Origin of the sequence: Pseudoalteromonas rubra (assembly GCF_004212645.1) — a bacterium.
In the GTDB taxonomy this organism is placed as follows: Bacteria; Pseudomonadota; Gammaproteobacteria; order Enterobacterales; family Alteromonadaceae; genus Pseudoalteromonas; species Pseudoalteromonas rubra_G.
The window spans coordinates 20,753-47,597 of the sequence record NZ_PPUZ01000026.1; the positions used below are offsets into that span (position 1 = coordinate 20,753).

Annotated in this window: 25 protein-coding genes; 18 read left to right on the plus strand and 7 right to left on the minus strand. The window is 53.3% G+C overall.

The window, feature by feature from the left end; translation table 11 throughout:
- Positions 1-26: 26 nt before the first annotated feature.
- From C3B51_RS09980 to cyaY, 6 genes are read right to left on the minus strand one after another with little or no spacing between them, the layout of a single operon-like run.
- A complete protein-coding gene (locus C3B51_RS09980) occupies positions 27-1,130 on the minus strand; it encodes a heme biosynthesis HemY N-terminal domain-containing protein (protein WP_130244940.1) in 1,104 nt (367 codons plus the stop codon).
- Positions 1,127-2,929, minus strand: coding sequence for a uroporphyrinogen-III C-methyltransferase (locus C3B51_RS09985; RefSeq protein WP_165389138.1), 1,803 nt, complete (start codon positions 2,927-2,929; stop codon positions 1,127-1,129). The genes C3B51_RS09980 and C3B51_RS09985 overlap by 4 nt, the downstream gene beginning before the upstream one ends.
- A 1-nt stretch (position 2,930) precedes the next feature.
- On the minus strand, positions 2,931-3,869 hold the full coding sequence (gene hemC / locus C3B51_RS09990) for a hydroxymethylbilane synthase (RefSeq protein WP_125721496.1): 939 nt from the start codon (positions 3,867-3,869) through the stop codon (positions 2,931-2,933).
- A gap of 19 nt (positions 3,870-3,888) precedes the next feature.
- Positions 3,889-4,758, minus strand: coding sequence for a DUF2914 domain-containing protein (locus tag C3B51_RS09995; RefSeq protein ID WP_130244942.1), 870 nt, complete (start codon positions 4,756-4,758; stop codon positions 3,889-3,891).
- 17 nt (positions 4,759-4,775) lie between these two features.
- On the minus strand, positions 4,776-5,429 hold the full coding sequence (locus tag C3B51_RS10000; RefSeq protein ID WP_125721573.1) for an alpha/beta hydrolase: 654 nt from the start codon (positions 5,427-5,429) through the stop codon (positions 4,776-4,778).
- Positions 5,429-5,749 (minus strand): iron donor protein CyaY, encoded by a 321-nt coding sequence (cyaY, locus tag C3B51_RS10005; protein ID WP_130244943.1) that lies wholly within the window; start codon positions 5,747-5,749, stop codon positions 5,429-5,431. The genes C3B51_RS10000 and cyaY overlap by 1 nt, the downstream gene beginning before the upstream one ends.
- Before the next feature lie 127 nt (positions 5,750-5,876).
- Between cyaY and lptM the strand changes: the two genes are divergently transcribed.
- The 12 genes from lptM (at position 5,877) to C3B51_RS10065 (ending at position 17,454) form a co-directional block, all read left to right on the plus strand.
- A complete protein-coding gene (gene lptM, locus C3B51_RS10010) occupies positions 5,877-6,074 on the plus strand; it encodes an LPS translocon maturation chaperone LptM (protein WP_125721501.1) in 198 nt (65 codons plus the stop codon).
- Entirely contained in the window at positions 6,075-7,328 is a 1,254-nt protein-coding gene (lysA, locus tag C3B51_RS10015; RefSeq protein WP_125783716.1) for a diaminopimelate decarboxylase, read from the plus strand.
- Between the two features lie 86 nt (positions 7,329-7,414).
- On the plus strand, positions 7,415-8,245 hold the full coding sequence (gene dapF, locus C3B51_RS10020; protein ID WP_130244944.1) for a diaminopimelate epimerase: 831 nt from the start codon (positions 7,415-7,417) through the stop codon (positions 8,243-8,245).
- A complete protein-coding gene (locus C3B51_RS10025; protein WP_130244945.1) occupies positions 8,242-8,886 on the plus strand; it encodes a DUF484 family protein in 645 nt (214 codons plus the stop codon). The genes dapF and C3B51_RS10025 overlap by 4 nt, the downstream gene beginning before the upstream one ends.
- Positions 8,883-9,827, plus strand: coding sequence for a tyrosine recombinase XerC (locus C3B51_RS10030; RefSeq protein WP_130244946.1), 945 nt, complete (start codon positions 8,883-8,885; stop codon positions 9,825-9,827). Before C3B51_RS10025 ends, C3B51_RS10030 begins: the two co-directional genes overlap by 4 nt.
- Positions 9,828-9,886: 59 nt before the next feature.
- Positions 9,887-10,591: an HAD-IA family hydrolase gene (locus tag C3B51_RS10035; RefSeq protein WP_130244947.1), complete on the plus strand. Its 705-nt coding sequence runs from the start codon at positions 9,887-9,889 to the stop codon at positions 10,589-10,591.
- A 116-nt stretch (positions 10,592-10,707) separates the two neighbouring features.
- On the plus strand, positions 10,708-12,207 hold the full coding sequence (locus C3B51_RS10040) for a peptide MFS transporter (RefSeq protein ID WP_130244948.1): 1,500 nt from the start codon (positions 10,708-10,710) through the stop codon (positions 12,205-12,207).
- A gap of 278 nt (positions 12,208-12,485) precedes the next feature.
- Positions 12,486-13,361, plus strand: coding sequence for a dTDP-4-dehydrorhamnose reductase family protein (locus C3B51_RS10045; protein WP_130244949.1), 876 nt, complete (start codon positions 12,486-12,488; stop codon positions 13,359-13,361).
- Between the two features lie 11 nt (positions 13,362-13,372).
- Entirely contained in the window at positions 13,373-14,509 is a 1,137-nt protein-coding gene (locus tag C3B51_RS10050) for a retropepsin-like aspartic protease family protein (protein WP_130244950.1), read from the plus strand.
- Positions 14,510-14,552: 43 nt separating this feature from the next.
- A complete protein-coding gene (locus C3B51_RS10055) occupies positions 14,553-15,245 on the plus strand; it encodes a pseudouridine synthase (RefSeq protein ID WP_130244951.1) in 693 nt (230 codons plus the stop codon).
- A gap of 195 nt (positions 15,246-15,440) precedes the next feature.
- Complete coding sequence (locus C3B51_RS10060; protein ID WP_130244952.1) at positions 15,441-16,313, plus strand: multidrug transporter; 873 nt, start codon at positions 15,441-15,443, stop codon at positions 16,311-16,313.
- An 88-nt stretch (positions 16,314-16,401) separates the two neighbouring features.
- A complete protein-coding gene (locus C3B51_RS10065) occupies positions 16,402-17,454 on the plus strand; it encodes a GGDEF domain-containing protein (RefSeq protein ID WP_240701884.1) in 1,053 nt (350 codons plus the stop codon).
- Here C3B51_RS10065 and C3B51_RS10070 read toward each other — a convergent pair.
- Entirely contained in the window at positions 17,451-19,742 is a 2,292-nt protein-coding gene (locus C3B51_RS10070; RefSeq protein WP_130244954.1) for a penicillin acylase family protein, read from the minus strand. The genes C3B51_RS10065 and C3B51_RS10070 overlap by 4 nt on opposite strands.
- A gap of 253 nt (positions 19,743-19,995) precedes the next feature.
- On the opposite strand from C3B51_RS10070, the gene C3B51_RS10075 reads away from it, so the two are divergent.
- The 6 genes from C3B51_RS10075 (at position 19,996) to folX (ending at position 26,808) form a co-directional block, all read left to right on the plus strand.
- Positions 19,996-23,310 carry an ATP-binding protein gene (locus C3B51_RS10075; RefSeq protein ID WP_240701885.1) on the plus strand — a complete coding sequence of 1,105 codons (3,315 nt, stop codon included), beginning with the start codon at positions 19,996-19,998 and terminating at the stop codon, positions 23,308-23,310.
- Between the two features lie 131 nt (positions 23,311-23,441).
- Positions 23,442-24,068: a YceH family protein gene (locus C3B51_RS10080; protein WP_125721528.1), complete on the plus strand. Its 627-nt coding sequence runs from the start codon at positions 23,442-23,444 to the stop codon at positions 24,066-24,068.
- Between the two features lie 109 nt (positions 24,069-24,177).
- Positions 24,178-25,014 carry an ammonia-dependent NAD(+) synthetase gene (gene nadE, locus C3B51_RS10085; RefSeq protein ID WP_125721530.1) on the plus strand — a complete coding sequence of 279 codons (837 nt, stop codon included), beginning with the start codon at positions 24,178-24,180 and terminating at the stop codon, positions 25,012-25,014.
- A 121-nt stretch (positions 25,015-25,135) separates the two neighbouring features.
- Positions 25,136-25,843: a dihydromonapterin reductase gene (gene folM / locus C3B51_RS10090; protein ID WP_125721532.1), complete on the plus strand. Its 708-nt coding sequence runs from the start codon at positions 25,136-25,138 to the stop codon at positions 25,841-25,843.
- A gap of 35 nt (positions 25,844-25,878) precedes the next feature.
- On the plus strand, positions 25,879-26,433 hold the full coding sequence (gene folE, locus C3B51_RS10095; RefSeq protein WP_125721534.1) for a GTP cyclohydrolase I FolE: 555 nt from the start codon (positions 25,879-25,881) through the stop codon (positions 26,431-26,433).
- 9 nt (positions 26,434-26,442) lie between these two features.
- A complete protein-coding gene (gene folX, locus C3B51_RS10100; protein WP_046005884.1) occupies positions 26,443-26,808 on the plus strand; it encodes a dihydroneopterin triphosphate 2'-epimerase in 366 nt (121 codons plus the stop codon).
- Positions 26,809-26,845: the final 37 nt, after the last annotated feature.

Consider the following 26,845-nt stretch of genomic DNA (forward strand, 5'->3'; position numbering starts at 1 on the left):
CCGGTTTTTTTATAAACCTCTTGAGGTTACTGCGTAGCCAACAGGTAGGCTTTATCAAACTGCCCGGTTTTGGCATAAGCCTGCTCTGCCTGCTGTTGCCACAAGGCCTGCCACGGCGATTTTGCCAGTGTATCGAAAATCTTGGCCGCCAGTTCATGCTCTCCTTCGGCATTGGCCAGACACGCCAGACTGAATAATAACTCGGCCTGCTCCGGCTGCTTCTGCAATGCCGCCTGGATCAGTTTGCGTAATTCAGGGTCGGAACTGCCAGCATATTGTAAGGCCTCAGCGAGCTGCTGATACTGACCTTTTTTCAGGTATTTTAATAAGTCTCCACGCACCGCATCAAATTGACCGAGGCGCAGCGCCTGCTGAGTCAGTGCCGGGGCAGCCAATGGCCGCAATCCTTTAGGCAAGGCATTAAACGTGGTCTGAGCCGAGCTTTCGTCAATGGCAAATAACGCCTGCAGGTACTGCTGCCAGCGCGATTCTGACCAGCCAAGCTGTTTGTGCCTTTGCTGGATCAATGCCAGTGCTTGCTGCCCTTTACCGGCCTGGAGCAAAGCGTCCAGGTAACTGGCCACAACATTGTCCGAAACTTTTTTCTCGTCCATTTGTGCGCCGAGTAACACCAGTGCCTGTTCACCCTGATTCGCTTCCAGCCACAACCTGGCCACCTGACCTTGTGACTCTGGCGACATCGCCTGCAACTGTGCCAACGCCTGAGCTGGCTGTTGCTGCTGCAATGCAACCCGCGCAGCCATTGCACGCTGCTGATCCTGCCACTGATCTGGTAAATCAGCGATGCGCAGGGCCTGCTGTAATTGTTCGTCATCGCCATTGATACATGCCCACAGCGCAGCCTCAAATGCCTGTTGCTGACGCTTGCTTTTACGGCCTTTCAACCAGCCACGACTGCGGGCAAATGCCCGCCATAAAGTGCCGGCCAGGTTTAACAGCACAGACCCCAACAGCAGCGCAAAAATCAGTATGACACCGAGAGCAAACAGGGAGGTTTCTATGGTGTAGTTGTTCACCGCAACCAGTAAGTAGCCTTTTTCATCGATCAGCAAGTGGCCCGCTGCCAGCACACCCAGCAGCACCATGACTGAGATCAGTGTGCGTGTCATTGTAACCACTCCTTCACCGCCTGCGGGGTTTGTAGCTCAAGCACGCGTTGCGTTGCAAACTCTTGCTGCTGTAGTACTTTCAGGCCGGTTTGCATTGCCGCCACCGCACTGTCCTGGGTACGGTAATAACGCGCTAAGGTGGCGCTTGCCCCTTCCAGGGCGGTAAAATAAACACTTTGCTGGTGCTGCATCAGGGCCGTCTGCGCCTGACGTAAATAACTGCTCAGCTGGGCCCGAATAAGCTGCTGCTCTTCACCATCCAGTAGCGGATCGATGACAGGTTTATCATGCGAGCGCACCTTAATAAACTGATCCTGAATTTTAAGCCAGGAGCGCCAGGCATTGGCTTTCCAGTCACTCACCTGCTCGGTCAGTTCACTCTGCTCACTGTGTTGCTGCGCCGGTTTGGTCATCACCTGTAACGGTAATTTGTCAGCCTGGCTAATATAGCCGTGCAAGTCCAGATACAGCGCTTCTTGCTGAGGTTTCGGCTGCGCATTGAGCAGGGCAAGATCGGCAGCAATCGCGGTTTGCACCGCCGCTGTATTGCTTTGCGAGCGCACCAGATCATGCAGTCGTGTGAGCGTCGCGGCCGCCGCCAAATAGTGGCGTTGAATATTGGCCTGAAACTCTGCGCTGCGGATCAGCGCATTGATTTCGGCTTTCTGAGCACCGCCAAGCTGCTTTTTAGCAGCCTGTAACGTGCTTTGCAGACGCTGTTCAAGCTCCTGAGTTTGTGCACTCAGTTGCTTTGCAACTTGTTTTTCGCGCTCGCTCACCTGCGCATTCAGCGCAGCCAGTGATTGTTCACTGGCACTCAGTGCCTGGCGCAATTGCTGATTGTCGCGGTTCAACTGAGCCACAGCCTGCTGGTACTGAGTCAGCTGCTGCTGGCCAAGATAATACACACCTGCAGCACCGGCGCCGGACGCCAACGCCACCAGCAGCGCCAGTACGGCAGTTTTACTGACTTTGTTGTCTGAGACGGCTGCGGGTTTGGTTGCCTTGCCCGAAGACTGAGGGCCTGAGTGACTTTGTTGTTGTTCTGTCATAGTTCCACCTTGGCGGGGCTGATTATCCATAATGCAAGCCAGTAACGCATCGTTATCTGCTCCTGCACTGATGGCGATTTGTTTGTCCTCTATCGCGTATTGTTCGCGAAGGTATTCAGCACTGCGTTGACTGACCAGATAAAACCGGCGACTGCTCAGCCAGTTCAGTAATTCGCTCTGCTGGGTATTAAAAATGGCATCAATGGCCGCATTACTGGTGATCACTATACCGTCAATACCCTGCCTTTGCCAGTGGTCCAACCAGATATCAGAGCCAGTCGCAGCCGGGATCCGCTCATATACCACGCAATGCGATAGCAACGCGCCACGCTGTTTCAGCATTTGACTGATCAGGGTACGGCCGCCACGCCCTTTGACCACCACAACCCGTTTATCTTCAACCTGTTGCAGCTCAGGCAGAGCGAGCAATCCCTCTGAGTCATGTTGCTTTGGCACACGCGCACGGCGACCAAAGCAAGCCTCGATGGCGGCTGCGGTCTGCTCGCCTACGGCGAAAAACTGACAATCGGGGGAAAAATCAGGCTGATGCTGTGCCAGATAGTGCACGGCATCCTGAGAAATGAAGATCAGCTGCTCGGCATCCACGATGGGCGCCAGTTCGGCCTCGCTGACAGGCAGTTTGACCAGCTCCAGTACGGGGGTACAGTCACACTGGACCCCCTGCGCTTCAAGCTGCTGCGCCAGCAAGGTTCCTTTGCCGGCCGGGCGGGTGATGGCTAGTTTCACATTAGTTGTCCCGATAAACCTCAGCGAGGATCTGGTCCGCACCTTGTGCCAGCAAAGTCTCAGCCAGGCGGATCCCCAATTGTTCAGCATCCGTGACCGGACCGCTTTGTTCACCGCGTAAGATCTGGCTGCCGTCAACCGCACCCACCAGCCCGCGCAGTGTCAGCTGCTCGCCTGCAATTTCGGCATAGGCACCAATCGGCACCTGACAGCCCCCTTCCAGACGACGGTTCATGGCGCGCTCTGCCAGTACTCTCATCCGCGTTTCACTGTGCTCCAGCGGTGCCAGCCAGGCCTGAACCTGTGCATCATCACTGCGGCACTCAATCCCAACCGCGCCCTGACCATTGGCCGGCAGAGAGTCTTCAACGCTGACAAAACTGGCAATGCGCTCAGCCATTTCCAGTCGGATCAGGCCTGCGGCGGCAAGAATAATGGCATCGAATTCACCAGCATCCAGTTTCGCCAGCCGGGTATTGACGTTACCACGTAAGTCTTTGATCACCAGATCCGGGCGCATTGCGCGGATCTGACACTGACGACGCAAGCTGGAAGTGCCCACCACGGCACCCTCCGGCAGATCAGCCAACGCCTGATAATGGTTCGACACAAACGCATCGCGCGGATCTTCACGCTCACAAATAGTGTGCAGCTCCAGCCCTGCTGGGAAATCAACCGGCACGTCTTTCATCGAGTGCACGGCGATATCCGCACGTCCGTCCAGCATGGCCTGTTCCAGCTCTTTTACGAACAAGCCTTTACCGCCAATTTTAGCCAGCGGCGTATCGAGGATTTTATCCCCCTTAGTCGACATAGGTACCAGCTCGACGGTCAGGTCGGCGTGAAACTTTTCCAGTTCGGCTTTTACAAATTCGGCCTGCCATAAGGCCAGCGCACTTTTTCTTGTTGCGATACGCAACACGTTATTTTTCGTCGTCATGCTTTACTCAGTCTGCTCACTATTGAGCGGTTGCAATAATTCTAAAGGTTTTTTGTGCCAACAGCTGATCATCGGCGGTGATCACTTCAATGCGCCACTGGCCACTTTGGCTGGGCATTATGTTTTTGCTGGAATAGGTGCGATGGCGGTAGGCACTGATAGCCAGGTCTATCTCTGCCATCAGCTGATCCTGATGAAACCACAAATGGCGGATGGTTTGTCCCTGCAGGCCACGTACTTCGGTAAAGAAATACAACTTATCTGCAAAGGCCGATTGCTCCACGCTGTCTTTGAGTACATTCACCGGCTCGCGGTTGACCACCTCTGTGGTCAGCACTGCGCGGCTGATGTGATTGGTATCCACTTGTGCCGCCATGGCCACGCTGGCTACCTGAGCATCGTCAGCAAAGCGCTTGGTCGGCTCGTTGCTGGCTTCTTCATCGGTCATTCCATCCGCACTCTGCGGCGCAACATCGTCACTGCTTTGCTCATCGTCCCGCTCTGCTTCAACCCGGGTAACAGCCGGTACGACAGCTGCCGTCACAACTGCCTGAGTTGGTGGTGCTTCGATGACAGGCTCAGAGTCGAGTTCACTGGGCGCGGATGCCGCGACACTAACAGGCTCGGACTCACTGACGGGCGCAGATATTTCAGCATCATCAGGTTTCGGCTCTGGTTGCACAGCCGCCTGATAGTCACTCAGTGCCGAAGCTGGTTGCTCATCGGCACTAACCGAATTCACTATCCCATAAAACAAAGCGGCTAAGCCACATGCCGCCACACTGCCAACGGCACCAATGCGGCGCCAGTGATATTGGTAGGTCACGGGCCTGGCTGGGCCTTCGTTTGCTTTGGTTACCGCTGTTTTAATCACAATGCGTTGTGTCATGGGTGTTCACTCTGTTGTCACGTTAACCTGGCCAGTAACCAGGTGCGGATTGCCTCCAGCTCTTCCTGACAAACCTGATGCTGCATCGGGTAATCCTGCCAGCTTACTTCATAGCCTTGTGCTTGTAAGGTTTCAAATGCCTGTCGTCCTGCCATCATCGGCACCACAGGGTCCAGACTGCCATGTGCCATAAACACATTGAGGTCAGTTTGCTGTGCCTCCTGAGCCAGTTTATCCGGGGCACACATGTAGCAAGAGAGCGCCAAAACACCGCCCAGGCGCGCTTTAAAACGCGGCGCTACGTGCAGCGCCATCACGCCGCCCTGCGAAAATCCAGCCAAAATAATACGCTCCGGTGGTATCCCCGCAGCCAGCTCAGCATCAATTAATGCCTCGACCAACTTCGCAGAGTCTCTCACACCGGCTTCGTCGGCTCTTTTATCCAGATCAAAAGATTTGATGTCATACCAGGAGCGCATCACCATACCGTTGTTCACGGTCACCGGCTGCTCTGGCGCGTGCGGGAAGATAAACCGGACACCCAGTTCGGCGGGTAATCTTAGCTCTGGCGCAATAGGTAAAAAGCCGTCGCCAGAATCGCCAAGACCATGCAGCCAAATCACACTTGCCCTGTGGGTTCCCTGGGCCGGGTATTCTACAAACGGCAGCATCAGTCGTGCTGCCATTCAATGCGCTGGCCCGCCTGGCGGGTTGCGGCATCGCTCATAAACTGCCAGAACTCTGCGCCACTGCGGTTATCAATCCACTGGGTGTCGCGCAATTCAAAGTGATGCCCGTTATACTTAGTGGCCACCCACACCTGGTGCAGCGGAGCTTGCTTATTAATCACTATTTTACTGCGATCCGGAAAAATGATTTCCAGGATCCCGGATGCCGATTCATAATCCAGGTCTACCTCACAGTCGTCAATTTGTTCCTCAATGGTTAACATTAACGCATCGGCTAACTCGTGATATTCATGATCTGTCATAGCTTGATCCTTACTGTGCAAACCCCGAAAGTCCGCCACTTTGGCGCAATTAAATTTACTTTCTAAGCTGCTTTTTTTACCAATTCTGTTACTCTGCGATTATAAAGGCACTGACATCATTAATCTAATGAAAGCGACACACACTCAATTTAGCCTATTTACCCTGATCTTGACCAGCCTCTTGCTGTTAAGTGGATGCGGTCAGAGTGGGCCTCTATACTTACCCGAGCAACGCGCCCAACCGACCAACGCGCCCGAGCAGGCTCCTCAGCCTGAACAGGATAGCGGATCGTCTGAGGATGCTGATACGAAACAGGAGTCATAAATGGATTTCTTTCACTATCAGGATAATCAACTCCACGCTGAGCAGGTAGCCATCCGTGATATCGCCGAAAACTATGGCACGCCCTGTTATGTGTATTCCCGAAAGACGCTGGAGCGCCATTATCATGCGTTCACCGACGCGGCACAGGGACACCCTCACCTGGTTTGTTATGCCGTCAAGGCCAACAGCAACCTGGCTGTGCTGAATGTCTTGGCCAGATTGGGCGCCGGATTTGATATTGTCTCTCAGGGTGAGCTGGCACGGGTACTCAAAGCCGGCGGCGATCCGGCCAAAATCGTGTTTTCCGGCGTTGCTAAAACGGCACAGGAAATCGCTTTTGCGCTTAAAACAGGCATCAAGTGTTTTAATGTGGAATCTGCCGCTGAATTGCGTCGCATCAGTGAGGTTGCCAGTGAGCTTGAGCTACTCGCGCCCATTTCTATTCGGGTTAATCCGGATATAGATGCCAAAACACACCCGTATATTTCCACCGGGCTGAAAGAGAACAAATTCGGCATCGATATTAAAGAAGCCTTTAATGTTTATCAGCTGGCATGTGCCCTGCCCGGCATCAAAGTCGTAGGCATCGACTTCCACATTGGCTCACAATTAACTGAAGTTGCGCCCTTTATTGCCGCGCTGGACAAAGTGCTGGCGCTGGTCAACACGCTTGAGTCGGCCGGTATTACCTTGCAGCACCTGGATATTGGTGGCGGCCTGGGTGTGCCCTACGACAGCGAAAAACCACCCCATCCCAGCGCGTATGCCGCTGAGGTCAAGGCACGACTTGCCGACTATCAACATTTGGAGCTGATCTTTGAACCAGGCCGTGCCATTGCAGCGAACGCCGGCATACTGGTTACCAAAGTGGAATACCTGAAGCCGACCAAAGACAAGCATTTTGCGATTGTCGATGCGGGCATGAACGACATGCTGCGCCCTTCGCTGTATCAGGCGTGGCAGCAGATCATTGCGGTCGCCCCAAGACAGGACGATACACCCTTGCATACCTATGATGTTGTAGGGCCCGTGTGCGAGACCGGAGATTTTATCGGCAAAGACCGCCCACTCGCGATCCAGCCCGGCGACTTGTTGGCGCAACGCGGCGCCGGGGCCTATGGTTTTACCATGAGCTCAAATTACAACTCACGCCCACGCATTGCGGAAATCATGGTCGATGGCGATACTTGCCACCTTATCCGCCAACGAGAAACGCTGGAATCGCTGTGGCAAGGCGAGCAAGTGCTTCCGTAATAACACGCGGCGTGGCAAAGTAAGGTATCACAATCATAAAATAGGTGCGGGCATACACAGCGCGACACCAAAATAGAAAAGGCTTTATGTTTGTAAATTTTTCAAAGATGCATGGTTTGGGCAATGACTTCGTGGTCGTGGATAACGTGACCCAGAATGTCTTTTTGTCGCGGGACCAGATCCGTAAACTGGCACACCGCAATTTTGGCATCGGTTTCGACCAGCTATTGTTGGTTGAACCACCCTATTCGCCCGACCTGGACTTTCATTATCGTATATTCAATGCCGACGGCACCGAAGTAGAACAATGTGGCAATGGCGCACGCTGCTTCGCCCGCTTTGTCCGCATGAAGGGCCTGACCAACAAACACAAAGTGAGCGTGTCCACGAAGGGCGGCAATATTACGCTGTTTACCGAAAAAGACGGCCAGGTCACCGTGAATATGGGCAAACCCGAATTTGCGCCCGCACAGGTGCCCTTTAAGGCGAAACAGCAGGAACAAACCTATATTCTGCGTGCCGAAGAACATACGGTGTTTTGTGGTGTGGTCTCTATGGGAAATCCGCATTGCGTGATTGAGGTCGAAGACATTGAGCAGGCAGATGTGAACACGCTTGGACCGCTGCTGGAAACCCATGAACGCTTTCCAAAACGTGCTAATATTGGTTTTATGCAGATCATTAACCGTGAACATATCAAACTACGTGTCTGGGAGCGGGGTGCCGCAGAAACCCTGGCATGTGGCAGTGGCGCTTGCGCTGCCGCAGTCGTCGGCATAGCGCAGGATAAACTGGCCAGCACAGTGCGTGTTGACCTGCCCGGTGGCAGCATTCAGGTACGCTGGAATGGCCCAGGCCAGAGCGTTAAAATGACCGGCCCTGCAGAACACGTCTTTGACGGACAAATTGCATTATGAGCCACTCAGAAGGTCCACTGACACACCAGCAGGTGCAGGACTTTCTGCACCAGCATCCCGATTTTTTGCTAGCGCACCCGTATCTGTTGCTGGAGCTGAACCTGTACAACGATACCCAGGGCGCGCCTAACCTGGCACTGTTACAGCAGCGCACTTTGCGTGAGCAAAATCAGCAGCTGCAAAAGCAAATTGCGCAGATGGTCGCGCACGCACAGGAAAATGAACAGATTTATCGTTTGTTCAGTGAGTGTCAGCGACGCCTGTGGCAATGTCAGGATGTGTCAGCCCTGACCGAGCTGTTGAGTCAGGAATTAACCCAACTGCCTAACGTCAATCACTGCCAGCTGGTTAACCTCAGTGACGACAGTGAGCAAGCCCGTGCAGTGAATGCACTCAGGCACAGCCGCTTAAAAGACAGCAATGGTTATCAGGGCCGCCTGAATCGGGCAGAACGCGCCGGCCTCGTCGAAGACGAACAATGCCAGTCGTTTGCCTTGTATACACTGGGTGACAAGGATAACCCGCAGGCCGTGCTGCTGTTTGCCAGTCATTGCGCCGATCATTTTGCTCCCGGTAACGGTTCGCTGTTCGTCAGTGAGCTGGTGTCTTCTTTGCAACTTAGATTGCAGCATCTGGCATGAGTAAACCCCACCTGGATGTGGATCCGAGCGAGCTTGGGCCAGGCTGGCTGGAGCCGATTACCGACTTTGCTAATTACCTGAAATTTGAACGTCAGTACTCAGCCCATACCCTGGGTCAGTACCAACGCCAGTTATTGCAGGCTGCGGCTTTTTTTGCCCCCCACTGTGAGCACTGGCTGGCAGTCAGCAGTGAGCTGGTCAGGCGCTACTCAATGCAGCTGCGCACCCGCCAATACAACCCGCGCAGTATCAATCTGAAACTCAGCTGTGTGCGCAGCTTATACAAGTTTTTGCAGCACAAACACGCCACAGAGCAAGAGACCTACAACCCGGTCCAGGGGCTGCGCGGACCAAAATTTCAAAAGCCACTGCCCAAAAGCCTCGATGTGGATCAGATGGCACAACTGCTGGATATTGCAGATGACGATGCGCTCGCAGTGCGCGACAAGGCCATGATGGAGCTAATGTATTCCAGCGGACTGCGGATCAGCGAGCTGGTCAATGCCAACCTGCATGATATCCGCGATGGTGAAATACGGGTGCTGGGTAAGGGCAATAAAGAGCGGGTTGTGCCCGTGGGCGGTAAGGCCCTGGAGGCCATTGCACTTTGGTTAAAATACCGTCCTATGTTTGCGCCTGCTGATGAGCCGGCGCTGTTTGTCAGCAAACGCAAAACCCGCATTTCGGCCCGCCATGTGCGTGCCAGAATGCAGGAGTGGGGGATCCGTCAGGGCATTACCGGTACTATTCACCCCCACAAATTGCGTCACTCCTTTGCCACCCATTTACTCGAATCCAGTGGCGATCTGCGGGCCATCCAGGAAATGCTGGGCCACACCAGTTTGTCGGCAACTCAGGTCTATACCCATGTCGACTTTGGTCATCTTGCCAAAGTGTATGACAACGCCCACCCCCGAGCCCGCAAACAACGTAAAGACTAAGTAGGCCTGAAGCGTTTCTTTAGGTACACTCTGGCAAACTTGAACAACTGAGAGGTGTTATGCGATTTAACCGTGCTATTGATGAGATCCAGGTACTGAGCTTCGACCTGGACGATACTTTGTATAACAACCACCCTATCATTGCGAATGCGGTGCAGGCAATGAACGACTACGTGAATGCACTAGCGCCCTGGCGTGCCCAGGGTCCAAAATTTTGGCTCGAATGCCGCCAGCACGTTGCCACCGAGCAAAGCGAGCTCACCAATGACGTTACCCGCTGGCGTCAGGCTGCGCTGCGCTATGGCTTACGGCAAGCCGGGTTTAGCGATGCAGACGTTGAACACCACGCCGATGCTGCTTATCAGGCGTTTGCAACCGCGCGCAGCAAGATTGAGGTCAGCGCATCGGTGTTGGAGCTGCTGGCGCGTTTGAGCAAACGCTTCCGGTTGATTGCTATCACCAATGGCAATGTTGAGGTAGAGCGCTTCAACCTCGCCGGTCAGTTCGAGCAAGTGTTTATGGCAGGACGAGATGGCCGTGCTAAGCCCCATGCCGATCTGTTTGACGCCGCCTGTCAGTACTGCGCTGTAGCGCCGCACCAGATACTGCACATAGGTGACAGCCTGGATACGGATGTGCAGGGTGCCAACCTGGCTGGATGTCGCAGTGTGTGGCTAAACAATCAGGATGTTGCCTACCGTTATCAGGGCCTCGCCGACATTGAAATTGATGATATCCATGCCCTGTCATTACTGCTGAAATAACCACAGCACAAGGCATTTCCTCCCGGTAAAAGGCCAACTGACTTCGGTTGCAAACTTTTAACAAATCACGTACTAATAAGACTTTCGGATAATAAAACAACAATCGGAAGTCTATTATGTCATCTCAGGACACTCATCTTGATACGGGATTTTTTGGCCATCCCAAAGGCCTGTCTACCCTCTTTTTTACTGAAATGTGGGAGCGCATGAGCTACTACGGCATGCGCGCCCTGCTGGTGCTTTTTATGACCGCCTCTTTGCAAGAAGAAGGCCTGGAGTTCACCGTGGCAGCCGCCGCGGCCATCTACGGCTTATACACAGGCGCGGTGTACTTCCTGGGCTTACCCGGCGGCTGGATAGCCGATCGCCTGCTGGGCGGTCAGCGCACCGTCTGGTACGGCGGCATCATCATCATGTGTGGCCATATCGTGCTGGCCATTCCGGCCCATGAAACCTTTTTTATTGGCCTGATCCTGGTGGCTGCGGGCACCGGCCTGCTAAAGCCCAATATCAGCGCCATGGTGGGTCAGCTTTATCGCGATGAAGACGAACGACGCGATGGCGGCTACGCCCTGTACTACATGGGGATCAACCTGGGGTCAGTGCTCGGCTATACCATTTGTGGCTACTTTATGGAAAATCTGGGCTGGCACTGGGCGTTTGGCGCGGCCGCGGTAGGCATGGGTGTTGGCCTAATTCAGTATCGTCACACTCTGAGTAATATTGCCCAGGTCGGCGACCAGCCCAGCAACCCGCTTCCTGCTGAAAAGGCGCGCAAGGCCTGGTCGGTCATAGGTGCTGTGGTTGCCGTCGTTGCGGGCGTGGTGGCACTTACCTACAGTGGGCTGATCACCATTAATCCGGTGGTGGTTGCCCAATATGTGGCCGTGGCGTTTACGCTTATCTTCTTCGCCTATTACGGGTTTATTTACTTTGCCGGTGAGCTGGAACACGATGAGAAACGCAAAATGTGGGCGCTCTTTTTGGTCTGCGTGGCCTCAGCCTGCTTCTGGTCCGGGTTTGAGCAGGCCGGTTCTTCTTTGAACCTGTTTGCCCGTGACTATACCGACCGACTGATTGGCGACTTTAGTATTCCCACCGCCTGGTTCCAGTCAACCAACTCCTTTTTTATCATCATACTGTCGCCCTTCTTCGCGGCCCTGTGGATCAACCTGGCCAAGCGCATGATCTCGCCGTCGTACACAGTAAAATGTGCCATTGGCTTGGTGATCATGGCCAGCGGCTTTATCGTCATGTTCTTTGCCGCTCAATACGCTGCGCAAGGCCTCAAGGTCGCACCCATGTGGCTGGTAACCACTTACTTCCTGCATACAGTTGGTGAGTTATGCCTGAGCCCGGTGGCACTGAGTGCAGTCAGCAAGCTGTCGCCAAAACGCTTTGCCGGACAGATGATGGGCGTATTTGTGTTAACTTACTCAATCGGTAACATTATCTCGGGCCTGCTGGCCGGTAATTTTGACCCCAACAACGTAAAGCAGATGCCGAATCTGTATCTGCAGATCAGCCTGTTCTGTATTGGCGTGGGGATCCTGGTTGGCCTGTTTGGTTTGCGTGCCAAAGTCTGGGAAGGTCAGGGTCAGCAACAAGCGGCATGATGTCGCGGGGCCGGTGTTAACCGGCCCTAAATTATCTGCCCTCCTCAACTCCCCATCCACACAGACTCGCTCCTGCTGCGAAAAATCACCACCGCCATCTGGACACCCTGTGGGAATTGGGTAAGCTGGCACAGTTGCTACTACAATGCATCGCACTCGGCGCATATAGACTCAAACCAATTCGCCAGTTGAGCAATACAACAGTGCAATAACAGCGTGAATCACGCTCTGTTTTTTACCTCACGCTGTAACACAATCAGCTATTTAATGGAGACAGAATGCAAACCATCGCCATTACCGGCGCCACCGGATTACTGGGTCGCGCACTGGTTAAAATACTCAAGACTCAGTACAACATCATTGGCTGTGGATTCCGTCGTGCCGCACCGCCGCTGGTCTCGCTAGATTTATCCGATCAGGGAGCCGTAAACAACTTCCTTGATGAATACGCACCGGATGTGCTGATCCACGCTGCCGCAGAACGCAAGCCTGATGTCTGTGAAACGGATCATGCTCAGACGCTGGCACTCAATGTTGCCGCCAGCGAGCACCTGGCCGCACAATGCAGCCAGCGTGGGATACGGTTGTTTTTTATCAGCACCGACTACGTCTTTGACGGCACTCAGCCGCCTTATAACGAGCAGGCAACAACCAACCCGCTCAATTTTTACGGTCAGAGTAAGCAACGGGCAGAGCAGGCTGTGCTGTCTATCGACCCGGGCCATTGCGTTATCCGCATCCCCGTACTGTATGGTGAGGTCGAATACCTGGCCGAGTCGGCTGTAACTGTGATTGCCGAGCAACTAAAAGCATCCCCATCCGGTGCGCATGACGACTGGGCAATCCGCTACCCTACTCATGTTGAAGATATCGCACTGACGCTGGCCGACTTAGTAGCACTGCCTGCAGAAAAGCTAGGCGGGATTTACCATGTGTCGGATACTCAGGCGATGACCAAGTATCAGATGGCACGCACCGTGGCAGCGCAGTTAGGTGTAGACGCCGAACAGCTTGTTGCTGTGCCTGAGCCGACGCAAAGCGCAGCCCGGCCACACAACTGTGCACTTCAGGACACCCGCCTGCACGAGTTAGGGATTGCCCATCATCGCGATTTTGCCTCGGCGATAGCAAGCGTGCTGAGCAAGCACCTTTAGGAGCACAGGGGATGCAGGTGAAATCAACGTTGTTAGGACTTTCTTTGCTGCTTAACGCTTACCTGGGCTGGCAGTTGTCTCAGCTGTCACCTGCATTACAACCTGCAGACTCAACCTTGACTCCTAAGGTCCCACAGGCCAGGCCAATACGGGCCAAAGACAGCGATACGCCAGCCGCTGTTGCTCAGGCCCAGCAGGCATTTGAACAGGCTCGTTATGAACAGGCTCTGGTCAGTTTGCTGCAAGCGCGACAAACCCACCCGGACATCACACAGCGCTATGCGCAGCAGTGGTGGCAGTGGATAGATACCCAGCGCATGCAGGCACGTCAAACTCAGTTGTTTGCCCAGCTGGCGCTGGTACAGGGTTATCTCAGAGCAGACCCCCAGGCACTGACAGCACAACGGCTGGAGATTCTGCTCTATCAATCGCTTGGGCAGCCCGATGAGGCACTTACCCGGCTCCTTATTGCGTACCGGCGCAACCCACATTATACCGAGTGGCAAACGCTGGTTGATACCTTGCTGGTGCCGCGTCTGGTCGCGCTGAGCCAACAGCAACAGTGGCATGAGCTGCTGACACTTGCCGCGCCCTGGTACGATGAAAAGCCACAGATGCTGCCCCTGCTGATACACCAGGTCGAGGCACACCTGGCACTATTGCAGCCTGCCGAAGCCTTATTTTTAATTGCCCAGGCAGATCATACCCTGCGCCACCACCAAAAGACCGAGGCACTTTATCAGCGCGCCCAAGCGCTGCAACAGGGCGTTACACATGTCCCGCTGCGTCGCCTGGGTAGTCATTTTGTTCTCGAAGCCCGACTCGCCGGCACCACCATTGAATTGATGATAGACACTGGCGCCAGCGTGACGTCGCTGACCCAACAGCAATTCGCCACCCTGGCGCAGGCCGTTGACTATCTCGATACCCGCACCGTGTCTACGGCCAATGGTCTGGCGAACGTCGAATTTTATCAAAGTGAGCAGATGCAAATTGGCGATCAGGTACGCGGCCCCATGCAGTTTGCGGTGATGAATGAGATGCGAGCAGGCCCCGGACTGCTGGGCATGAACTTCCTGCGCCATTTTGACTTCGATATAGACCAGCAAAATGCGGTGCTGATTTTGCGCCCGCGCAGCCACAATTGATATACTGAGCTTTTACTTCCGGGTTATCTCATTTATGCAGCCAATGCGCCTAGCCAAATACCTGAGTCACTGCGGTGTCTGCTCCCGCCGTCAGGCCTCACGGCTGATCGAAGCCGCTGAGGTGACTGTAAATGGTCGCCCGGCGAACCACATTGACCATGTTACCGACGCCGACGACGTTTCTGTCAGCGGCCGCCCGGTCTCCGGTCCAGCCCCGAAAAAGCTCTACGCGTACCACAAACCGGTGGGCATTGACTGTAAATTACGCCCGGACGACGCCAGCAGCCTGATCCATTATCTCCCCCCGGGTGAGCGTGTTTATCCCATTGGCCGGTTAGATAAAGACAGTCGCGGATTGTTGCTACTCACCAATGACGGCGAACTCTGCAACCGGCTTATCCACCCCGACCATCATCAGGAAAAAGAATACCGGGTGGCGGTAGACCGCCCGTTTGATGCGCAATTTTGTGCGCAAATGCGCGCCGGTGTGCCAGTAGATGGCGTCATGACTCAGCCGTGTCGGGTCGAGCCTGTTACCACCGATACCTTTACCATCATTCTCAAACAAGGGCTTAACCGGCAGATCCGTAAAATGGCGCGCTATTGTGGTTATCGGGTTGTGGATTTATATCGGGTGCGGATAGCCAATTTGCACCTGGATGCACAGGCCCTGCCGCCCGGACACTATCAGGCCATTGCCCTGACGCAGCTTGAGCTGCTGGAAAAAGAAAAATAATACCGCCCGACCAGCTGTCTGGGCGGTAAAAAGTAGCATCGCTAAGCAGTATAGCGCGCGGCGAGTCGCGACACACTGTGGCAAATTGTCGCACCACCATTGACCCTTTTTATGCTGAATATTTCTCAAGGCGCTGGTAATTCTCGACCGGCGCAGGTAGCGTCAGTGCTCCTGAATAACTAAAAGTCATTACGTATGGAATGGATTGCCTTTACCTGTCTGGCCGCATTTAGCCAGGCCTGGCGTAACGCCCTGCAAAGCCGTTTGAGCCAGCACGCCAGTGTGGCCAGTGTCACGCTGGCCCGTTTTCTGTTAGCCACACCTCTGGCCGCGCTATACCTGCTGGGCCTGTACCACTGGCAGGCGGCACCCGCCCTGACCTTTAATCCAGCTTTGCTGGGCTATATTGGCGGCGCAAGCGTGATGCAGATCATCGCCACCGGGCTAATGGTGGTCCTGTTCAAACGCAATAATTACGCTGTGGGCGTGGGCCTGGCCAAAAGTGAGGCTTTATTGGCGGCTATGCTGGGCATGGTGTTTTTTGGCTCTCACCTGAGCGCGCTGGGCTGGCTGGGTGTTGTGTTCGGCGGCATTGCCGTGCTGCTGCTCAGCGGCGTGACCCTGCGGCAATTTCAGCTGTCGACCGCCCTGCTGGGACTTGCCTGCGGCGGTGCCTTTGCACTCACGTCTTTGTGGGTGCGAGAAGCCAGTATTGCCACTCAGTTACCCTTTCCTCACAGCGCAGCCTGGGTGTTGTTGCTGGTGTTATCCTGTCAAACTTTGCTGCTGTCGGGTTACCTGAGCTATGCCGAAGCCGACTCCTGGCGGCAGCTGTGGCAACATCGCCGACTGACTAGTGCCATCAGCACCACCAGCTGTATCGGATCGATTGGCTGGTTTAGTGCCATGAGCTTGCAACACGTTGCTTATGTGAAGACCCTGGGTCAGATTGAAGTGTTCTTTACCCTTGCTATCTCATTGTGGTGGCTGAAAACCCCCGTTGCCCGGCGTGATACGCTGGGACTGGGGCTGATAGCACTGGCCGCAGTGCTGGTCATGACGGGCTAGGCGACTGGCCTGACATAAATTTTCAGGGAAAAAATGTGGACGCTTTCTATACTGAAGATATCGCAACAATAACAACTGAGTGCCTTACGTGCCGATTGCGCAACACATTTATAGTCAGCCGGACGAAGTAGAACTGGTCAAAGTAAAGCTGTTTAAGCAAGTCGCTTATTACTGCTTGTGCTTACATTTGCTGTTTATTTTCGCCTTCTGGTACAGCCAGGTGTATATCCTGGCCATCGCCAATATCGCCAGCGTCGCAGCCTGGGCAACGGGTATTTACTTACTGAACCTGGGCCACAGCCATTTGGCACTCAGGGTTTTTTGCATCGAAGTCACCGCCCACTCGGTGCTGGTGTGCGCCACCCTTGGCATGGACTATGGCTTTCAGTATTACCTGTGGACCATCGCCTGTATGTTACTGCTGGATATGAAACTGAAATTACGACTGGCCATCACCCTGTCGCTGAGCCTGATCGTGCTATTTGCCGCCCTGTTTGAGCTATTTAGTGACGTGCAAACCGCATTTGTGTTTCATGACTACGCTCGCCCTATTCATTTTATCAATGTCTTTGTCTGTGGCCTGCCGATGATTTATGTCATTGGTCATGTCCGCGAAAGTACCTTTATTCAGCGCCATCAGCTGGCGACCCTGGCGGCCAGAGATCCACTCACGAATTTGTTTAACCGCCGCTATGCCAAGGAGCTTATTCTCAGGGCGCACAGCAGTTGTGCTCACAATGATCAGAGCCTGTGCGTAGTAATGGCCGATCTGGACCATTTTAAACAGATCAACGACCAGCTGGGCCATGACGTAGGCGACGAAGTACTGCAAACCGTATCTAACATTTTGCGCGAGCATGTCACTGATCAGGACATTGCCGTACGCTGGGGTGGGGAGGAGTTTTTGCTGGTGCTGGTTGACTGCTCACTAGAAGAAGCGCTCCAGCGCCTTGAGACACTGAGGCAAACGCTGGAAAAGCAGCGCTTTAACGGCGATGAACTGACGGCAACCATGAGTTTTGGTGTGGCCTTATGGCACACTGCGCTGCCCTTTTCTGTGGCCTTGCAGCTGGCCGACGATGCGCTATACAGCAGTAAAGCAAAGGGCCGCAATTGTATTACTGCGGCCCGCTCTGGCTAGTCCAGGGGTGTAAACGAAATGCGATGGGTAATTTTACCCGGTAACAGGGGCACCGCCTCTCCCTGTGCATAGCCACTAAAGCCAGCCCGATAAAATGGCGATAAAGGATGGCCGCTTTGCCCTCCCGCAATGCTCATAATGGCGTTATCCAGGTGGCCAGGTTGCGCGATAAAGCGCTGAGAAGCGCCAAATGCCGGCTTTTGTACCGCAGGCATATAACTGTCACCAAACCCAGCAACCACCGGCATATCGAGCAAGCCACTGAGCAGTGGCATTTGCCGACTAAACGGATGCTTCACCTCAAGCTGATTCACCCGCCCCCATTGCCACGCCGCCATATCCCGGCCCTGTGTTTCTGTTAGCTGCACCTTGGCTGCTTCATAGGAAGCCAGTAACAGGCTATCCCAGTCAGGATGTTGCGCTCGCCAGTGCGCGGGCTGCTCACGCAGCAGCTGCCACGCAGCCGGCTCAAGATAGCGCTTTAAGGGTGACAAGCTGCCCTTTGCTGGTTGCAGCCTTGTTTCTACCGGTGCAAACAGCTGATCAAGCGTATGATCACGAAAACGCCTGACCAGGGTATAACCAACCGAGTCCGGGCAAGCACACGCCTGCCAGTCGGCCAGGTATTGACGGTCACGGGCATAACGGTCGCCATTGTTTGCCAGTAGCTCGCTGAGCAGCTGATGCCAGGGCATGAGAAAACGCGCCTCATTATCGAGCTGCAAACGCATAAAATCGGACTCATCGAACTGGCTCTGCGCCATCAGGCGATCGCGGATCTGCACAGCCCGCGCGCCCAGTGCATAACCACCATCACCAAAACGTAGATGCTGCTGCGCCGACACCACCCGGGAGTTGGCCGTCCATAGCTTGCCATGAGAGGGGTTTTTAACCACCGGACGCTGCACTTCGTTGTGCTGCCAGTCAGTACTGTAACCCTGGCTGGGCACCGCTAAATCACTGGGCACTGAGCGACCCGGCACCGCGCCTGTTGGGCGCCATGCGGCATTACCTTTGGCATCCACAACCACCAAGTTTTGCACCGGGATAGCAATGTGTGCGGCCTGCTCCAGTGCTGTATCCACAGAGTCGGCCTGCTCCAGCGCCAGTAGCCCAAGGTTAACCGCATAGTCCTGATGCGCCACCCAGCTCAGGGCATAGGGCTGACCCTGGATCTCCTTAACCGGGCCAAAATCACTCATTGTCAGTTTGAACGTTTCACTTTTACCACCCGGTAACTTCAGCTGCTCAGTAACCTCCCAGGTGTTGTCATCCTGCGGGTCGAGCTGGATCCAGTCGGCTGTATCCAGATAGCCATTGGTAAACCCCCAGGCAATGTGGTTATTGCTGCCCACCACCACAGCAGGTGCCCCCGGTAAAGTGACGCCCGTGACCTGAACCGGCTGATTTGTATCCGTGTCATAATTTAATTGCGCACGATACCAGATAGCCGGTGCGTTTAAGCCAAGGTGCATATCGTCTGAAAGCATCGCTGCGCCAGTTTGAGTATGCTGTCCAGTCACAGCCCAGTTATTACTCCCATGCACGGGAGACTCTTCAATATGCACAACACTACCAAAATAAGCAATGTCACCTATATTTGGTATATCAACATCTTTTGCGGTGACTTTAGACCCATCAAGCGACGCCTGATAATTCCCTGGCTGCAGAATAAAGTCTACCATTTCCTTTCCAAACAATGACTCCACCAAAATTAGTGACTCATCTCTTTTTATCGTACTTTCTTGTAAATCCAGATACATACTGAAAATTACCAGTAAGCTGTCTTCTGGCTGCCAGAGCCTGACTTCAGCACCTAACAGCAGGTATTCAAAGCTTGTCATTCCGCTTTGCGCTTGTCCTTCATTTACTCCCTGAGTGTAACGTGCCAGCAACACCTGCTCAGACTCCGGCAGTTGCTGCAAAATGGTCTGACTCAGGGCGCGAAAGCGATGAAACCTCAGGCGTTTATCCAGCCCAATCGCCGCTTCACCAAATAATTCACTCAGTTCTCCGGCGGCATTACGACGCAGCAGGTCCATCTGAAAAAAGCGATCCTGACCATGCGCAAAACCCAGTGCATAAGCAGCATCATGACGGTTTTTAGCCGTGATCACCGCCTGTCCCAGAGCATCTCGCTCTAACGTCACTGGGGCACTCACCCCCTCCGACTGACCCTGCCCGTCGAGCGCCGGCAAGCTCAGTGATAACACGCCATACACCACTGCACTGGCAGCCAGTGCGAGCAACACCAACACTGCCACCCCGCGTTTCAGCCAAGTCAGCATATCTTCCCTCATTTGATTGATTAATGACCTTAGCCAGCTTAGCGGTTATTACGCTGTATTGCATTACATCTCAGTGAATCTGAATCGGTCACTGCACAGACTTGTAATCCGCGCAAAACAGGGTTCAACCAATGCGTCAGGCAAGGCTGTACGCTGCAACAGGATTTTTGTGCTTTAAATGTATCTGGGTCTTGGCGAGTTTTCATACAGACAACTATAGTTAAATGATTCAAGGATACTTTTTCATGTTTACATGCAACCCATAAACGTGCTGTCGTCAAGGAAAGCTTTTTTAACCCGCTTTATGGTGGGCGCACTGTTATTGGTGATCCTGGCGGCGGGTTGGTACATAGATGGCGTTAACGAGCGACGTCTGATTGAAGTTGAAAAAAACCGAACGTTTGAAGAGCTCAATGTCTATCGTACCCAGCTCGAAGGCACACTGGCGTCTAATATTCAGCTGGTCCGTGGGTTGGCCATTGCACTGGCCCCACAGACGAATCTTAATCAAGCGCAGTTTGAGCGCTTTGCCGCACCGCTATTTGAGACCAGCCAGGTGCTGCGTAATGTTGGTGCGGCACCGGACATGGTGCTAAAAATGATCTATCCGCTCGAGGGCAATGAAAAAGCCATCGGGCTCAATTACCTTACTCATCCACAGCAAAAGAAAGATGCGATCAGAGCTCGAGACTCTCGCACCATCGTACTGGCCGGGCCGCTTGAGCTGGTCCAGGGCGGTATGGCGCTGATCGCGCGTGTCCCGGTGTATGTTGATAAGGACCAGTTCTGGGGCCTGTTGTCGGTTGTAATTGATATGCCTAAACTATACGAGCAAGTGTCACTGAACAAGCTTGAAGGGGATTACCTGATCGCCATTCAAGGCAAAAATGGCCTGGGTGACAGCGGCGAATATTTCTATGGCTCGCCCACCATACAGGAGCACAACCCGCTTGCATTTACCATTCACGTGCCATCGGGCAGCTGGGTAATGTATGCAGCCCCCCGTTATGGCTGGAAAGCGTCGTCTGCCGCCTTGTGGCCATTTCGGCTTGCATTACTGACCATAGTGCTGTTCTTTTTGTTCGCTTTTTCGTTTTACACCCGGCTGCTCTCTGAGCTTAAAAGCAAGACCAGTGCGTTGACCAACATGGGGTCGCTGGCCAAAGTCGGTGCCTGGTCGGTGGACCTGGCAACTCACCAAATCACCTTGTCGGAAGTCACCCGTCAAATTTTTGCCGTACCACCGGATTACCAACCCACCTGGATGAGCAGCACCGAGTTTTTCAAAGAAGGTCCGCATCGCAAGAAGTTTCAGGATCATATGAATCAGGCGATCAAATACGGTAAGCCTTTTGAAGATGAATTCATTGTACAGCCACACAAAGGGCAGGAATGTTGGGTGCTCATTAAGGCTCAGGCCAAGCAGCATAACGGCTGGACCTTACAGGTGTTTGGCTCAGTGCAAAATATCAACGACCGCAAACTGATGGCCATTGAGCACGAAAAAGTGGCCAGAAATAACGAACTGCTGGCACAGCTGAGTACTCACGAAGCTATCCTCAATAATCACACTGAACGCGCCCAGGAGCTGTGTACCGATGCCGTTTGCCAGGCCGCTCGCGCTTCACGTGCCAGTATCTGGCTACTCAGCGAAGATCATGCGCTGCTCTATCCCACTTGCTTTAGTAATACCCGACGAGATAGCCTGCAACACTTCCCTCCCTGGCGCAAAGCCACCCTGCCAGGCCTGTTTTCAGCGGTACTCAGCAAGCAGGTGATTGAGGCCAGCATGGCAACCAAGCACCCGATAACTAGACCACTGGCCGATCAGTATCTCGACCCCTTTGAGGTCGAAGCCATGCTGATCATGCCTATCCTGCATCGCGGTGCAGTGTGCGGCATACTCTGTACTGAATACGGCGACCCGTACCCAGACTGGACCGACAGCGACAGGCGTTTTATTCACGCCATTGCCGCAATGCTGGCGAGTTTGTTCAGTGGCCAGCAGCAACAGCAAGCAAAGCGTAAAGCCATTATAGAAAAGGAGCTGGCGGAGCAGTCAGCCAAAATCAAGGCCGATTTCCTGGCCAGTATGAGCCATGAGATCCGCACACCGATGAATGGCATCATAGGTATGCTCGAGATCCTCGGCAATTCGCAACTGACAGATACGCAACAACGCAACCTGGCACTGGCACAAAGCTCCGCCGAGTCATTACTGACGATTATTAACGACATCCTAGACTTCTCAAAAATTGAGGCTGGTAAGCTCAATATTGAGAATATCGAATGCGATCTGATCCAGATAATCAGTGACTGTTTTGCCGCCTTTGCCCCGCGCGCCAACGATCAGCAAACTGAGCTGTTTATTGACAGCCGGAATATGCAATATCAGCACGCTAAAACCGACCCACACCGGCTCAAACAAATTCTTAATAACCTGATCAGCAACGCCGTTAAATTCACTGAGAACGGCAAAGTGACACTGACCTGTTATACGGAGCGTACCAGCGAGCAGTCACGCCTTTGGTGCAGTGTTGAAGACACCGGGATTGGGATCAGTAAACAGCAGCTGAGTAAAATCTTTGACTCCTTCACCCAGGCTGACCCTTCAACCACCCGTAAATTTGGTGGGACCGGGCTGGGTTTAACGATAGCAAGGCAATTGTGTGAGCTGATGGGTGGCGCACTTAATGCCTACAGCAAACCCAATATAGGCAGCACCTTTACCTTTTACATTGAACTCACTGACCCTCAGCCGATCCGCGCACTGGATACCAATAATGACTGCCTGTATGTCATAGACGCCCACTGCGCGTCCGACCTGGCAGCTCGGCATATGCTGGATGCCTGGCACATACCCAGCGAGCATTTTGAAAGCGTTGCGCATATGCTTGAAGTATATGAAGAGGCCCCATCGCAGCGGCCAGCCCTGATCATCGCCACTGACGTGCTGAATGATACGCCGGAATCTGACATCAACCGCTTACTGAAGCACATCAAAACCAAGCAGCTAAGCTATGCACTTTTATGCCAAAACATGGCGCAGACTCAAGCCTGGCCACAGTTTTCGTCCAATAATGTGTTGCTTGCGCCACTCACGCCTGCTAATGCATTGTCGCTGGTGAAACGCAAAGAGCAACTGGCTGCTAAAACCGTAGAAGACGTATGCCTGGATGTGGATATCCTGCTGGTCGAAGACAACAAGATAAACCAAACCGTGGCAACCACCCTGCTTGAAAAATTGGGCGCCCATGTAACCTGCGCACACAATGGCCTCGCCGCCCTTAACCACCTCAAAATGCGCGATGAATCCTATGCCATTATCCTGATGGATTGCCAAATGCCCGAGATGGATGGCTACACAGCAACAAGAGAAATCCGCGCTGGCGTGGCCGGTGAACAGCACCAGCAAACTCCCATTATCGCCCTGACGGCCAATGCAATGGAGGGCGATGAAGAAAAATGCCTGGCTGCCGGTATGGATGCCTACCTGAGTAAGCCGATTAACTTTGTGGCGCTAAGTAAAATGCTACAGCGGTGGGTGGATGAGGCCAAAACCTGCTAAACCACACACTGAAAATACTCGCTATTCACCTGAGGCCACTATGCAAGGTCTTGCAAATCGCATAGAGTAAAGTTATGAAAACTAACCTGATCTGCTGCACTGTATGGCAGCACATCATATAGGGAATGAATATGAACTTATCCAAGATTGAACAACGGATCATTGGCTGCCTGCTGGAAAAGCAAACCACAACCCCAGATCAGTATCCATTGTCACTCAACGCGCTGACCAATGCCTGCAATCAAAAATCGAACCGCGAGCCTGTGATGTCATTGTCAGAGTCAGAAGTGCTGGACACGCTGACACAGCTTGAGCAAAAGCGCATTGTGGTCTGCGATGAGGGCTTATCCGGAAGAGTAAGTAAGTACCAACATCGCTTTTGCAATAGTGAGTTCGGTAGTCTGCAGCTCACCGAACAGCAACGGGCCATTGTTTGTCTGCTGTTGTTACGCGGACCACAGACACCCGGAGAACTGCGCACCCGCAGCGGTCGGCTGGCGGAATTCGCCGCAGTCAGTGAGGTAGAAGCGGCACTCAACGCACTGATACAGCAAGAGCTCGTCACACGCCTGGCCAGGGAACCCGGCAAACGCGAAGCGCGCTATCAGCACTTGTTCGGCGACATTGAAGACAATGCGCTCAGTGAGCAGATGAGCACACCCGATGCAGAGCCGGCGATAAACCTCGATGAACTCCTGCAGGAAATCGATCAGCTTAAGCAGGAACTGAAAACCATCAAGCAGCATCTGGGTTTGTAACGATCACGGCAAGAAACAGATCTAATCTGCCATAATTTCAAGTAAACTTAGAGCAATTAGTCATTATTAGACCAGCCGAATAAAACACGGCAGGTCAAAGGGAGCCCCCATGCGTGAAGCTATCATTGCTGAAATGAAAGTTCAGCCAACCATTGATGTTGCGGCAGAAGTTGCCCGACGTGTTCAGTTTATTAAACAAACCCTGATCTCAGCCCATTGCCACAGTCTGGTACTTGGGATCAGTGGCGGTGTTGACTCGTCGACTTGCGGTCGCTTATGCCAGCTGGCCATTGACGAGTTGAATGCAGAACAAGGTCGCCAGGGATATCAGTTCATCGCGATGCGTTTGCCCTATGGTACCCAGGCTGACGAAGACGAAGCTCAGCAGGCGCTGGAATTTATTCAGCCCAGCAAGCGCCTGACGGTTAATATCAAGGCTGCGGCCGATGCTATGCATGAGCAGGCAATTCAGGCAATGCAGGTCAGCGATACCCAGTTACCCAGCGCCGCTCTGGTCGACTTTGTTAAGGGTAATGTCAAAGCCAGACAACGTATGGTCGCTCAGTATGAGATAGCCGGACTGACACGCGGCCTGGTAGTTGGCACCGATCATAGCGCCGAAAACATCACCGGCTTCTATACCAAGTTTGGCGACGGCGCCTGTGATTTAGCCCCGCTATTTGGTCTGTCTAAACGCCAGGTGCGTGCATTAGCCGATCACTTGGGCGCACCGCAATCACTGGTGCATAAAACCCCCACTGCGGACTTGGAATGTGACCGCCCCGGTCTTGCCGACGAAGAAGCGCTGGGCCTGAGCTATGATGACATTGATGACTTTCTGGAAGGCAAGCCCATCAGCCTGGATGTTGAACAGCTGCTGATCGAGATTTATCAGAAAACACAACACAAGCGCCAGCCTATACCAACTATTTACGACCATGAGTAAAACCCCGACATAATCTTAGTGATCTGGCCTGCGTTAACCCTCGTACAAGGCCAGACGAACTACGGGTACAGTTGCGGATCCACCCGCCACCCGTTCACTTTGCAAAGAAGGATAGATGCCAATGACAGCGCCCATTTTGATCACCGGAGCCGCACAGCGTATTGGGCTGGCGATGGTTCAGCACTTTGTTGCTGAAGACATCCCGGTGATCATGACATATCGCACTAAACACCCGGTCATCGACACCCTGGCTGAACAGGGCGTGATCTGTATCCAGGCCGATTTTAATCAAGCGGGAGCCGTGGATGCTTTAATCGCTCAGGTTAAACAACATACCGATACGTTGAGCGCCGTGATACATAATGCATCCAGCTGGGATTGCGAAGCGCGCAACCCGGATCACAATGCCCTGTTTGATGCCATGATGCACATTCACGCCAAAGTGCCATATCTGCTGAATATGGGCCTCGCGCCATTGCTGCAAAATTATCATGAAACAGCGGACATCATTCATATTACGGATTATGTGGTCGAAAAAGGCAGCCCAAAACATATTGCCTATGCGGCCAGTAAAGCTGCGCTGGATAACCTCAGCCGCTCCTTTGCAGCCAAGTATGCGCCGGATATCAAAGTAAACTCCGTGGCCCCGTCACTGATCATTTTTAATCAAGATGACAGTGAAGAGTACAAGGCGAAAACACTGAAAAAATCCATTATGGGCATTGAACCGGGTTGTCGCGAAGTGATCGACGCCATCGAGTTGCTGCGTAAAAGTAATTACATCACCGGCCGTACTTTGGCCGTTGACGGAGGCCGCCACCTGAAATAGTGGGCCTGAGCGAATCAACTACAGTGAGTTTTATTATGCATGAAGAATTAAAGAGCAGTTTTCAACAGATCATTTCCGCCGTTGGCGAGGACAAAGACCGTGAAGGGCTGCTCGATACCCCCAAACGTGCTGCCAAGGCAATGGAATACCTGACTCAGGGCTATCGTCAGGAGCTTAGTGATGTGACTAACAACGCGGTGTTTAGCTCTGACGCCGATGACATGGTACTGATCCAGGACATTGAGCTGTATTCTATGTGCGAACACCACTTGCTGCCTTTTGTCGGGCGCGCGCACATCGCTTACATTCCCAATGGTAAGGTGTTAGGCTTATCTAAGTTTGCACGCATTGTTGATATGTACGCACGCCGCTTTCAGATCCAGGAACAGCTGACGCACCAGATTGCCAAAGCTGTAGAAGACGTAACCGGAGCGCGCGGTGTTGGTGTGGTTATTGAGGCAAAGCATATGTGTATGATGATGCGTGGCGTTGAGAAACAAAACTCACAGATGCGCACCTCTGTCATGCTGGGTAACTTCCGAGAAGATGCCAAAACACGCAATGAATTCCTACAACTACTGAAACGCTAAGGACCGCTTATGCACACGGCCATCATCAATATTACGAACCTGAGGTTACGTACTTTCATTGGTTTCAATCAAGAAGAAAGAGAGAAAAAACAGGACGTGGTGATCAATATCGAGATCCACTACCCGGCTGATGCGGAGTGCCTGTTCCACGATGAGGTTGGCCACGCGCTGAACTACAAAACCATTACCAAAGCGGTGATCGCGAAAGTCGAAGATGGCCACTTCCTGTTGTTAGAGAAGCTGGTCGCCGACATTCTTACGGAGTGTCATCAGCACCCGGACGTCAGCTATGCCAAGGTCAGGGTTGATAAACCGCATGCACTGCGCTTTGCGGACTCAGTGTCTCTGACACTTGAGTGGCGCAAACCCGCCTAAACGCAATCGGGCAGCCGTTTATACCAATTTGCTTAAT

Excerpts from the sequence above, each read along its gene's own strand:
- C3B51_RS09980 (WP_130244940.1), bottom strand. The coding sequence starts at position 1,130 with ATGACACGCACACTGATCTCAGTCATGGTGCTGCTGGGTGTGCTGGCA.
- hemC (WP_125721496.1), bottom strand. The coding sequence starts at position 3,869 with ATGACGACGAAAAATAACGTGTTGCGTATCGCAACAAGAAAAAGTGCG.
- C3B51_RS09995 (WP_130244942.1), bottom strand. The coding sequence starts at position 4,758 with ATGACACAACGCATTGTGATTAAAACAGCGGTAACCAAAGCAAACGAA.
- C3B51_RS10000 (WP_125721573.1), bottom strand. The coding sequence starts at position 5,429 with ATGCTGCCGTTTGTAGAATACCCGGCCCAGGGAACCCACAGGGCAAGT.
- cyaY (WP_130244943.1), bottom strand. The coding sequence starts at position 5,749 with ATGACAGATCATGAATATCACGAGTTAGCCGATGCGTTAATGTTAACC.
- lptM (WP_125721501.1), top strand. The coding sequence starts at position 5,877 with ATGAAAGCGACACACACTCAATTTAGCCTATTTACCCTGATCTTGACC.
- lysA (WP_125783716.1), top strand. The coding sequence starts at position 6,075 with ATGGATTTCTTTCACTATCAGGATAATCAACTCCACGCTGAGCAGGTA.
- dapF (WP_130244944.1), top strand. The coding sequence starts at position 7,415 with ATGTTTGTAAATTTTTCAAAGATGCATGGTTTGGGCAATGACTTCGTG.
- C3B51_RS10025 (WP_130244945.1), top strand. The coding sequence starts at position 8,242 with ATGAGCCACTCAGAAGGTCCACTGACACACCAGCAGGTGCAGGACTTT.
- C3B51_RS10030 (WP_130244946.1), top strand. The coding sequence starts at position 8,883 with ATGAGTAAACCCCACCTGGATGTGGATCCGAGCGAGCTTGGGCCAGGC.
- C3B51_RS10035 (WP_130244947.1), top strand. The coding sequence starts at position 9,887 with ATGCGATTTAACCGTGCTATTGATGAGATCCAGGTACTGAGCTTCGAC.
- C3B51_RS10040 (WP_130244948.1), top strand. The coding sequence starts at position 10,708 with ATGTCATCTCAGGACACTCATCTTGATACGGGATTTTTTGGCCATCCC.
- C3B51_RS10045 (WP_130244949.1), top strand. The coding sequence starts at position 12,486 with ATGCAAACCATCGCCATTACCGGCGCCACCGGATTACTGGGTCGCGCA.
- C3B51_RS10050 (WP_130244950.1), top strand. The coding sequence starts at position 13,373 with ATGCAGGTGAAATCAACGTTGTTAGGACTTTCTTTGCTGCTTAACGCT.
- C3B51_RS10055 (WP_130244951.1), top strand. The coding sequence starts at position 14,553 with ATGCGCCTAGCCAAATACCTGAGTCACTGCGGTGTCTGCTCCCGCCGT.
- C3B51_RS10060 (WP_130244952.1), top strand. The coding sequence starts at position 15,441 with ATGGAATGGATTGCCTTTACCTGTCTGGCCGCATTTAGCCAGGCCTGG.
- C3B51_RS10070 (WP_130244954.1), bottom strand. The coding sequence starts at position 19,742 with ATGCTGACTTGGCTGAAACGCGGGGTGGCAGTGTTGGTGTTGCTCGCA.
- C3B51_RS10075 (WP_240701885.1), top strand. The coding sequence starts at position 19,996 with ATGCAACCCATAAACGTGCTGTCGTCAAGGAAAGCTTTTTTAACCCGC.
- C3B51_RS10080 (WP_125721528.1), top strand. The coding sequence starts at position 23,442 with ATGAACTTATCCAAGATTGAACAACGGATCATTGGCTGCCTGCTGGAA.
- nadE (WP_125721530.1), top strand. The coding sequence starts at position 24,178 with ATGCGTGAAGCTATCATTGCTGAAATGAAAGTTCAGCCAACCATTGAT.
- folM (WP_125721532.1), top strand. The coding sequence starts at position 25,136 with ATGACAGCGCCCATTTTGATCACCGGAGCCGCACAGCGTATTGGGCTG.
- folE (WP_125721534.1), top strand. The coding sequence starts at position 25,879 with ATGCATGAAGAATTAAAGAGCAGTTTTCAACAGATCATTTCCGCCGTT.
- folX (WP_046005884.1), top strand. The coding sequence starts at position 26,443 with ATGCACACGGCCATCATCAATATTACGAACCTGAGGTTACGTACTTTC.